Source organism: Oscillatoria sp. HE19RPO, from assembly GCF_024220515.1.
Lineage (GTDB): Bacteria > Cyanobacteriota > Cyanobacteriia > Cyanobacteriales > Laspinemataceae > Laspinema.
Window position 1 is genome coordinate 1 of sequence record NZ_JAMXOT010000253.1, and the last position, 8,913, is coordinate 8,913.

Sequence of the window (8,913 nt, forward strand, 5' to 3'; positions counted from 1 at the left end):
GTCGTTTCCATGTTACTGGGCGAGCGCTTTGGTCATGCCCCTTTGGAAGCTTAAGTTCCAGTCCCCAAACAAGCACTTAAAAGGTGACGGTTGGGGGGAAGAACCTCTCCCTAAATCCCTCTCCTGAGAGGAGAGGGACTGTGAAAAAATGACGGTTGGGGTCATGTTTGTAGTAACGACTTCAGTCGTTTCCGTGTTACTGGGCGAGCGCTTTGGTCATGCCCCTTTGGAAGCTTAAGTTCCAGTCCCCAAACAGGCGCTTAAGCCGCTCATAGTGGGTGTCATGGCGGACGCCATGACACGAGAGCAACGACTGAAGTCGTTACTACAAACATGAACCCTATCCACCCCATCCTCCCCATCCACCAAGGACAAATGACCAATGACCAATGACAACTCTAAAGCTCAACCTGGGGAGTCGGAGTGAGCTCGTCAGCAATGCGAATCCGATCGCCATCTTTGAGATAGGCAGCCCCCTCCACTACCACGCGATCGCCTAGGGACAAACCGCTTGTGATTTCCACTCGGGTGCTACTCAGGTCCGTGGGGGAACCCGATGCCACCTCTCCCATTTCTACCGGCTGTGCCTGCACCATATCTTCCCCAACCAATCGATAGACGATCGCCTCCCCATTGGCTTGCGGTAACACCGCTTTCCCGGGAATCGTAATCGCTTGAGCTGCACTGGTGGTAATTCCAGCCCGTAAAAACATCCCCGGTCTTAAAATTGAATCCGAGGGCAAACTGACTTTAACCGTTGCCTGACGGCTTTCTTCATCGACCAAGGGAGCAATTTCTCGCACAGTCCCTGCTACATTAATCCGGTTATCGGCATCCGAGGTTACCTGAACAGGTGCGCCAATTTTAATCTGGGATAATTGAGTTTCCGGAATTTTAACCTGGAGTTCGAGTTGGCCGTTGGCAATAATCGAAAACAGTTGTTTCGTATTACTGGTCACATCCCCAACTCGGGCGACTCTTTCGGCGATTATCCCCGCTTTGGGGGCGCGGACTATGGTGCGTTCTTGTTGGGTTTCCACCTGTTGCGCCCGGGCGATCGTACTGCGGAGGCTGGCGGCGGAACTGTTGGCATTGGCGCGGGCGCTGTCGAGTTGCGATCGCGCGATCCGGACATTGGCAATGGCGCTTTCCAGTCGGGCTTGAGCGCTGTTGACGTTGGATTCAGCACTTTGCACCCGCGCGTTGGCAATCTCAATGTTGGAGTTGGCACTGACCACTCGGGACCTCATACTGTCAATATTGGCCTGACTGCTGTCAATCCGGGCTTCGGCACTTTTAATATTGGCCTGGGCGACGCGCACCCGTTCTCGGGCGTTTTCAGCGGCAGTGCTGCGGGTTTCCAGTTCTTGGGTGGAAACGGCCCCGGCTTCGGCTAATTGTTGATAGCGATCGCGTTCTCGTTCGGCTTGGGCGAGTTCGGCTTGGGCTTGGGCGAGACTGGCGCGGGTTTGTTCCAATCCCGCTTCGGCTTCGGCTTTGGCGGCAACTGCCTGAGAAACCCCTGATGTGGCTTCGGAGAGGGCTGCCTGGACCTGTCCTATCCCGGCTTCCACTTCGGCTTTGGCGGCTTTGGCTGTGGCAACAGCGGCTTCGGCTTCGGATTGGGTGGCGAGGGCTTGGGATACGGCAGCTTCGGCGATGGCGATCGCCGCTTGTCGGTCGGCTACAGCGGACCTAGCTGAGTCGATTTGAGCCTCGGCTTCGGTGATTTGCGATCGCTCGACAGCATCATCTAGGATTGCTAAAACCTGCCCCGCTTCCACCACATCTCCCTCATCCACTAAGACTCGCTGAATTTGCAAGCCAGAGGCTTGGGGTAGGACGGGCAGAAGGTCGTAGGCTTGGACGGTTCCGGTGGCATTGAGGGACCTTTCTACTCGGGCGCTTTCTGCGATCGCCACGGTAACAGTTTGATTGGCAACGGGTTGGGCATTGGGATCTTCTGCTGCTACTCCCGAAGAATTCGCTGCCGTTTCCTCCTGGGGTCGATTCAAGAGCTGCATTCCAACGACGGCGATCGCTACCCCAATCCCTACCCCTAGCATGAGTTTTTTCCAGTCGCTTGTTCTTGGGGGGGCGGCAAGGCGAGTTTTGCCCAGGGTGGACTCCTCTAAATCCTCTACCGTCTCCAATTCAAGATCAGACTCTTGAGGCAGCCTCCCTGAGTCTTGAATATCTGGATTTTCCATTGTCTCCTCAGTCTCCGCTTGTGAGAAAGCCCCTTTCCTCATTTTCCCCCCAAGTCTTTATTATAAGAAGTTTCAGCTTGTGCAAAGAAATATTGCAAATTGTTTCATTTTTTTAATTTTAATAGAATTTGTTCGGTTTAGGGAACTCCCAAAAATCAAATATTCTAGGGGATTCAATTGTAGGGGGGCAGGCGCAAACCCTCAATAATTGTGAGTATTCCCACAAATACCCGCCACCCGACGACTCGCCCAACTTTTTTGAAGTGCATCCCTGAGAGAACCCTCATCAGTGGAGAAGTGGATCCAAATGCTCCACTTCTGGGATCGGGGGGGCATCAGAAGCATAAGACGCCGACTCTGCCAAAACCCGGGTAACTTTTGATGACAAGATAGACAAAGATGGGGTAAATAAAAAGAAGAACCATCTGCAACTCCTGCAAACCCGGGAAAATAGAACTCTGCAAAGCGCGAGTACCAACTATGCTCAATACCACTGAAATACTGATCGACAACTTTGTGCAAAAGCTGAGGGAAGGCTACCACCGAACCTACGGAGGATATAAACCGGACTACGAGGATATTATTGCCTGGGCGGGGAGCATGGCGCTCGAAAATATTGCCAACAGTGACGCCCTGTACCACAATGTCGAACATACCATTTTAGTGACCTTGGTGGGCCAGGAGATCATGCGAGGCAAGCACATCCGAGAAGGGGGTATCTCTTGTGAAGGATGGCTTCATTTCATTATTTCCCTGGTCTGTCATGATATTGGCTATGTCAAGGGGGTATGCCGACAGGACAAAAATGGATGGTATGCCACGGGACAAGGTGGAGAAATGATTCAGCTCAAACCTGGATCAAGCGATGCGGGACTGACGCCGTACCATGTCGATCGCGCCAAACTGTTCATTGACGAACGGTTTGGGGGCCATAAACTGATTGATGCTGAAGAGATCAAGTACAATATCGAACTCACCCGTTTTCCCGTCCCCAAAGCCGAGGATCATCAAGATACGATTAACTATCCCGGGATGGTTCGGGCGGCAGATTTAATCGGACAACTCAGCGATCCGCGCTATTTGAAGAAAATCGGGGCTTTGTTCTATGAATTTGAAGAAACTGGCACCAATGCGGTGCTTGGCTATAAGCATCCTGGAGATTTACGGAAAAACTATCCCAAGTTTTATTGGAATGGGGTTTTTCCTTATGTCAAAGATGCCTTAGAATATCTGACCCTCACCCAGCAAGGAAAACAGGTGGTTGCCAATCTTTACTCTAATGTGTTTGTCGTCGAACATGAGAGCGCCCAAGAGCAGCCAGAACAATAGGTTAAATTCGCATAAAACAACCCCTCTGACAAGCCTTGTAGTTGCGGAGGGGTTGAGCCTGTCCCAGGGGGTGATGGCGTCATGGAAGGCGATCATTTTGAGAACCCACCCTAAATGTAGAGGCGAGCAAGCGAATCGCCTCTACATTTAGGGGTAATGCGTAATTCCTATAAAATAATCATGCAACACATCTATTGAAAGCCCCTCTTGATTCATGAAACAAGTCTTTTCACCCTTCCAACAGTTTTTATTGACTTGGCTGCTCATGTTAGGGGTTGGTTGGGCTACCCTGAGTGCGCTCAGTTATGTTGGGGAAGCAATTGGGATTCTGATTACGGCTGGGTTGATTGCCTTTTTGCTCAATTATGCCGTGAGTCGATTGCAAAAATTTCTACCCCGGGGAATCGCGGCGGTTGGGGTCTATTTGCTGGCGGGTTTACTGGTGCTGGTGGTGGGATTGACTGTGGTGCCGCCGGTTTTTAATCAGGGTCGGCAACTCATTGACAACTTTCCTAACTTGGTCAAATCGGCACAGGACCAACTCGCTGGATTTCAAACTTGGAGTGAGCAACGCAATTTACCCTTTGATGTGGGGTTGGTGGAACAACAAATCGGGGAACGGATGCAGGGACAGGTGCAGGCGATCGCCTCCCGAGGGTTTGGATTAGTCCTGGGCACCGTCAGTTGGTTCTTAGATGGCGTCCTGATTCTAGTCATCTCGTTTTATATGCTCGTGGATGGGGACCGTTTGTGGCGGACCCTCACCTGGATTTTCGCCCCAAATATTCGGGACCAACTCACCACCTCCTTGCAGCGAAATCTTCAAAAATTTGTCTCTGGACAATTGCTGCTGGGGTTATTTATGGCAGTCACCCTGACTCCGGCATTTTGGGCTTTAAGAGTGCCGTTTTTCCTGTTGTTTGCGGTGTTTATCGGCATCATGGAAGTGATTCCCTTTGTGGGAGCCACCCTAGGGATTGGTGCGGTATTCCTGATTGTGGCGTTTATTGATTGGTGGTTGGCCCTGCAAGTTTTAGCTGTGGCGATCGCCTTGCAGCAAGTCAAGGATAATATTATTGGACCTCGAATTATGGGCAGTCTCACCGGATTGTCTCCCGTGATTATTTTTACCTCCCTGCTCTTAGGCGGCAAAGTTGGGGGATTTTTAGGGATAATCTTGGCAATTCCTCTGACTGGGGTGATCAAAAGTATTGTGGAAATTGCGATCGACCCCACCCTACCCCCGCAAACTGGGAGTTTCTTCAACACTATCCTCAGTCAGAAACCCCCGCAACCATTACCGGCAGAAACTGGGATTTCTGAGGGCGATCGCCTCCGATGATTCCCCCAATCCTTAACTCCCGTTACCGTTGCACACTCCGAGGGTCAAGGGCATCGCGCAACCCATCCCCCAGGAGATTAAACGCCAGTACGGTCAAAATAATTAACAGGGCCGGGGGCCAAACTAACCAAGGTTGCAATACCAAAATTGAGGCATTGGTAGACAGGGAAAGCATATTCCCCCAGGAAGGATCCGGCTGCTGAATTCCTAACCCAATCAGACTCAACACCGATTCAGCGACAATAAACCCGGGAATAGACAGGGTTGCCGCAATAATCGTATAGGTAGCCGTCTGAGGGATGACGTGCCGGAGAATAATATAGAACGGTTTGGCCCCCATTGCTTTGGCTGACTGGACAAATTCGCGCTCTTTAATCGACAAAACTTGACCTCGAATCACCCGCGCCAGTCCGGACCAACTGACGAAGGAGGTAATCACCACAATTAAGATAAACCGTTGGGCACTGCTGATTCCCGCCGGTAAAATTAGGGTGAGGGTGACCAAGAGATAGATGCTGGGAATGGTCATCAACACTTCGACGAGGCGCATTAAGATGCTATCCAATGCGCCGCCAAAATACCCCGAAATTCCCCCCACAATCAGTCCCAGGGGAAAGGAAATTGAAATTCCGACTAACCCAATAAATAAGCTAATTCTCGCCCCTAGGACCAGGCGGCTGAATTGATCCCGCGCTTGATCGTCGGTCCCGATCAGGTTTAAGGGTGCAGGTCCCGTGGTGCCAAACAGATGAATGTCTCCGGGAATTAATCCAAAGAGTTTATAGGCGGGTCCTTTGACAAACAGTCCGAGGCGGGAAGGTTGCTCAAAATCGACCAGCAATTCGCGATCGCCGGTTTCCAAATCGATCGCCCCTTGAGTGGTGGGATAAACATGGGGACCGATAAAATCCCCTGTGGTTTGATTCCGCCAGTAAATCTGCGTCGGTGGCAACAGCGCCCCATTCGGCTGGGAAATATAGGCATCATAAGGGGCGACAAATTCTGCTGCGATCGCCCCTAAGTAAAATACCAATAACAAAATAGCTCCTAACCGAGCCAAGGGATTCTTTTTTAACTTTTTCCACCAGTTCATCGTATTTTTTAGGTTTTTACGGTTTAAAGCATCGAAAATAATAGACCGAAAGAAGCATCAGCACGGGCGATCGTCTCACCCCTTCTGGCAGTCAGCCCTAGTCAAATCTGTTGAACAGCTCAATCATCCACTGTCCATAAAATTAGCAGAAAAATCACAAACAAACCCACCTTTAAAGGCAGGTGGATCGACCCTAAGAAAAAGATGGGGATACTCACTAACAATGAAGTCAGCAACCAAGCTAGATAACTGACCACCAACATGACAATCACAGACATAATGACAATTTAAGGGAAATAATCGAGAGGACTATCGGATGGAGGGATTGGTTAACATAGAAATCAGCACTATCGATTTACATATTAGACCTCTTGCAAAATTCTTTAAAGCCCCCCTTAAGAAGGGGGGTTTGGGGGGATCAATCCTTTTTTTTGCAAGAGGTCTATTATTGGCACATTGAAGACCTAGGGCGTCGTCGGTACAGTAGGGGTTAGAAACCCGGTTCCTTGATCCAATCTCGGTCTGTTTTGTTCAAAAGAAAGGTAGAGAAACCCTGATTCTTATTCTTTCTCTCTAATCTCTACCCAGAAGCCCTAGAGAACTGCAAGCTGAAATTCTCAATTATGCAAGAGGAGCCTAAAACTATGTTAACAAATGGCATCAATCGTTGGAAATGGACCGGCGCGATCGCCTTAACCTTGGCATTCAATGTCATCCCCGCTTTCGCCAACTCTGCCAATTTTGAACCTTTAATTTTATCCCGGGGATTTCAACCCAGTCGTGGAGTTGTCTCGGGTTTTACAGGGGGTTCGATTTCGCTTCCTGCCGTCACTACCGTCCGCGATCGCCAGAACCAACTCTGTCTGGGATTCGGAGATCCGACTCCGGATCATATCATGGAATTACGCAGTGACTTTCCCCGATTAACCGTAGAACTCAACAGTCGAGGGGTGGATACCACGTTAATTATCCGAGGACCCGATAATACCTTTCGCTGTGGAGATAATACCGAGTTAAGTCAGGATGCCCGAGTCACAGATACGGATTGGCCCCAAGGGACTTATCAGATTTGGGTAGGCACCAAAGAAATGGGCATTCGCCGCCGCTATCGGCTTTCTGTGCGCGAATAAGGGTCGCCCATACTGAGATCTTGCACCATTCTCAACACCGGCGGGGGTTTTAACCCCCGCCTCATAGCTCAAGTCGGTTAAAAACCGACTGCAAGTCTTATCCCGTGGTGTTTTCAGTCGGTTTCAACCGACTTGATTCTGTTAGGCGGGGGTTTTAACCCCCGCCGGTTGTTGCAACAGGTGCAAGATCTCAGCCATAGCAATTTGCGGGGAAGATGACCTCGAAAATATGCTGAAACGGTGACATTGGTCATTGGTCCTTGGTCCTTGGTCCTTGGTCCTTGGTTGTTGATGACAAAGGACAAACGACAAATGACAAATGACAAATTCAACCTCCGTCGGATCCAGGGTGGCTCAGTCGGATCTGTCGAAGCACGGTACAATTAAAAATGGTCTATTTGCCGAGAGTGCTAACGAAGCGTGCTAAATACCCTTGTAGCTGACTTCCAAATTATCTTTGAGCGTGACCCAGCCGCACGCAACTGGCTAGAAGTTTTGTTTTGCTATCCAGGTTTGCAAGCGCTGCTGTTTCACCGTGTTGCCCACTGGTTACACCAAGTCGGCATTCCCTTCATTCCTCGCCTGATTTCTCATCTGGGTCGCTTTTTCACCGGGATTGAAATTCACCCCGGCGCGGCGATCGGCAGGGGAGTCTTCATCGATCATGGCATGGGAGTGGTGATTGGCGAAACTGCGATCGTCGGCGATTATAGCTTGATTTATCAAGGGGTCACCCTCGGCGGTACCGGGAAAGAATCCGGCAAACGTCACCCCACCCTCGGGGAAAATGTTGTCGTAGGTGCCGGTGCCAAGGTACTGGGCAATCTCCTAATCGGCAATAATGTCCGCATTGGGGCCGGTTCTGTGGTGCTGCGGGATGTTCCCTCAGATTGTACAGTAGTCGGCGTTCCCGGTCGAATTCTCTATCGTTCTGGGGTGCGAGTCAACCCCTTGGAACATGGTCAATTGCCTGATTCAGAAGCATCAGCGATTCGCAGTTTACTCGATCGCATTGAAGCCCTTGAACAGCAAGTTGAAGAGATGAAACCCCAGAAACGTTCTTATGTGTTAATCGGTGCCCGTTCTGAAGAGTTTTCTTTAGAGCAACTCCCGCCGAATTGTAACCTTAATAATAAAGCGATTCAGGAGTTTCTGGATGGGTCAGGCATTTGACCCTCTGTCAATCTTTCAAAACTGATTCAAGATTACGCCATGACTCATAAATGCCCGCTTCGGCGGGCTATTTTTATGTACTTAAAAACCCGGCACCCTGAAGGGTGGGGCTATACGGACAAAGCCCGCCTGCGCGGGCTAGAATATATCGGTTTTGGGTTTTAATCGGGAAGCGGTGACAAAGGCGACGGTGCCGCCAATCAGTCCCCAAATCAGCCAGAAAACCCGAGGATATCCTTTACGTTGGGCAACCCCTGCGGCGAGGAGTCCCATGATACAATGGGCGACGGCTAAGAAGTATAAAATCGGTAAGTTGGCTTGGATAGTCTGCAACAAGGCGATCGCCCTCTCATGCTTGACGACAAATGGAATGGGGGGATAACTTCGGATTCAATGCCAGTCAGGTTTGCACCGATGGCGACTCAATCCGTAAGCATCTGTGTGGTTAATCCTATCAACTTTGTCCACTCCAGGCAATCGGCAATGCCACAGGACTTACGCCTATTTTGAGGATATATCCTAAATAATGTAGAGGCGATTCGCGAATCGCCTCTACATTTGGGGTCTAATACTAGCCCTGTCAAGGTGTGTAGATTGTAGGGGCGCAATGCTTGCGCCCTTGGGGCGCAAGCATTG

The 8,913-nt window shown here is 50.3% G+C and carries 9 protein-coding genes; 4 read left to right on the forward strand and 5 right to left on the reverse strand.

The genetic code is table 11. From position 1 onward, the window contains the following. Positions 1-234: 234 nt before the first annotated feature. Positions 235-396, reverse strand: coding sequence for a hypothetical protein (locus tag NG833_RS21525; RefSeq protein WP_254567326.1), 162 nt, complete (start codon positions 394-396; stop codon positions 235-237). A gap of 2 nt (positions 397-398) precedes the next feature. Then, positions 399-2,210, reverse strand: coding sequence for an efflux RND transporter periplasmic adaptor subunit (locus NG833_RS21530; RefSeq protein WP_254567327.1), 1,812 nt, complete (start codon positions 2,208-2,210; stop codon positions 399-401). Positions 2,211-2,690: 480 nt separating this feature from the next. On the opposite strand from NG833_RS21530, the gene NG833_RS21535 reads away from it, so the two are divergent. Then, entirely contained in the window at positions 2,691-3,539 is an 849-nt protein-coding gene (locus NG833_RS21535) for an Npun_R2479 family HD domain-containing metalloprotein (RefSeq protein WP_254567328.1), read from the forward strand. Between the two features lie 214 nt (positions 3,540-3,753). Next, complete coding sequence (locus NG833_RS21540) at positions 3,754-4,881, forward strand: AI-2E family transporter (protein ID WP_254567329.1); 1,128 nt, start codon at positions 3,754-3,756, stop codon at positions 4,879-4,881. A 22-nt stretch (positions 4,882-4,903) separates the two neighbouring features. On the opposite strand, the gene NG833_RS21545 is transcribed toward NG833_RS21540, so the two are convergent. After that, positions 4,904-5,974, reverse strand: a complete 1,071-nt coding sequence (locus NG833_RS21545; RefSeq protein ID WP_254567330.1) for an ABC transporter permease — start codon at positions 5,972-5,974, stop codon at positions 4,904-4,906. A 119-nt stretch (positions 5,975-6,093) separates the two neighbouring features. Then, on the reverse strand, positions 6,094-6,252 hold the full coding sequence (locus NG833_RS21550; protein ID WP_254567331.1) for a hypothetical protein: 159 nt from the start codon (positions 6,250-6,252) through the stop codon (positions 6,094-6,096). A gap of 366 nt (positions 6,253-6,618) precedes the next feature. Here NG833_RS21550 and NG833_RS21555 point away from each other — a divergent pair, with 366 nt between their 5' ends. Continuing rightward, positions 6,619-7,104, forward strand: a complete 486-nt coding sequence (locus tag NG833_RS21555; RefSeq protein ID WP_254567332.1) for a hypothetical protein — start codon at positions 6,619-6,621, stop codon at positions 7,102-7,104. Between the two features lie 420 nt (positions 7,105-7,524). After that, positions 7,525-8,277, forward strand: a complete 753-nt coding sequence (cysE, locus tag NG833_RS21560; protein WP_254567333.1) for a serine O-acetyltransferase — start codon at positions 7,525-7,527, stop codon at positions 8,275-8,277. Between the two features lie 138 nt (positions 8,278-8,415). Here cysE and NG833_RS21565 read toward each other — a convergent pair whose 3' ends face one another. After that, positions 8,416-8,613: a hypothetical protein gene (locus NG833_RS21565; protein ID WP_254567334.1), complete on the reverse strand. Its 198-nt coding sequence runs from the start codon at positions 8,611-8,613 to the stop codon at positions 8,416-8,418. Between the last annotated feature and the right edge of the window lie 300 nt (positions 8,614-8,913).

What these genes read in the sequence shown, in the direction of transcription:
- NG833_RS21540 (WP_254567329.1), top strand. Translation starts at nt 3,754, where the DNA reads ATGAAACAAGTCTTTTCACCCTTCCAACAGTTTTTATTGACTTGGCTG.
- NG833_RS21530 (WP_254567327.1), bottom strand. Translation starts at nt 2,210, where the DNA reads ATGGAAAATCCAGATATTCAAGACTCAGGGAGGCTGCCTCAAGAGTCT.
- NG833_RS21535 (WP_254567328.1), top strand. Translation starts at nt 2,691, where the DNA reads ATGCTCAATACCACTGAAATACTGATCGACAACTTTGTGCAAAAGCTG.
- NG833_RS21550 (WP_254567331.1), bottom strand. Translation starts at nt 6,252, where the DNA reads ATGTCTGTGATTGTCATGTTGGTGGTCAGTTATCTAGCTTGGTTGCTG.
- NG833_RS21555 (WP_254567332.1), top strand. Translation starts at nt 6,619, where the DNA reads ATGTTAACAAATGGCATCAATCGTTGGAAATGGACCGGCGCGATCGCC.
- NG833_RS21545 (WP_254567330.1), bottom strand. Translation starts at nt 5,974, where the DNA reads ATGAACTGGTGGAAAAAGTTAAAAAAGAATCCCTTGGCTCGGTTAGGA.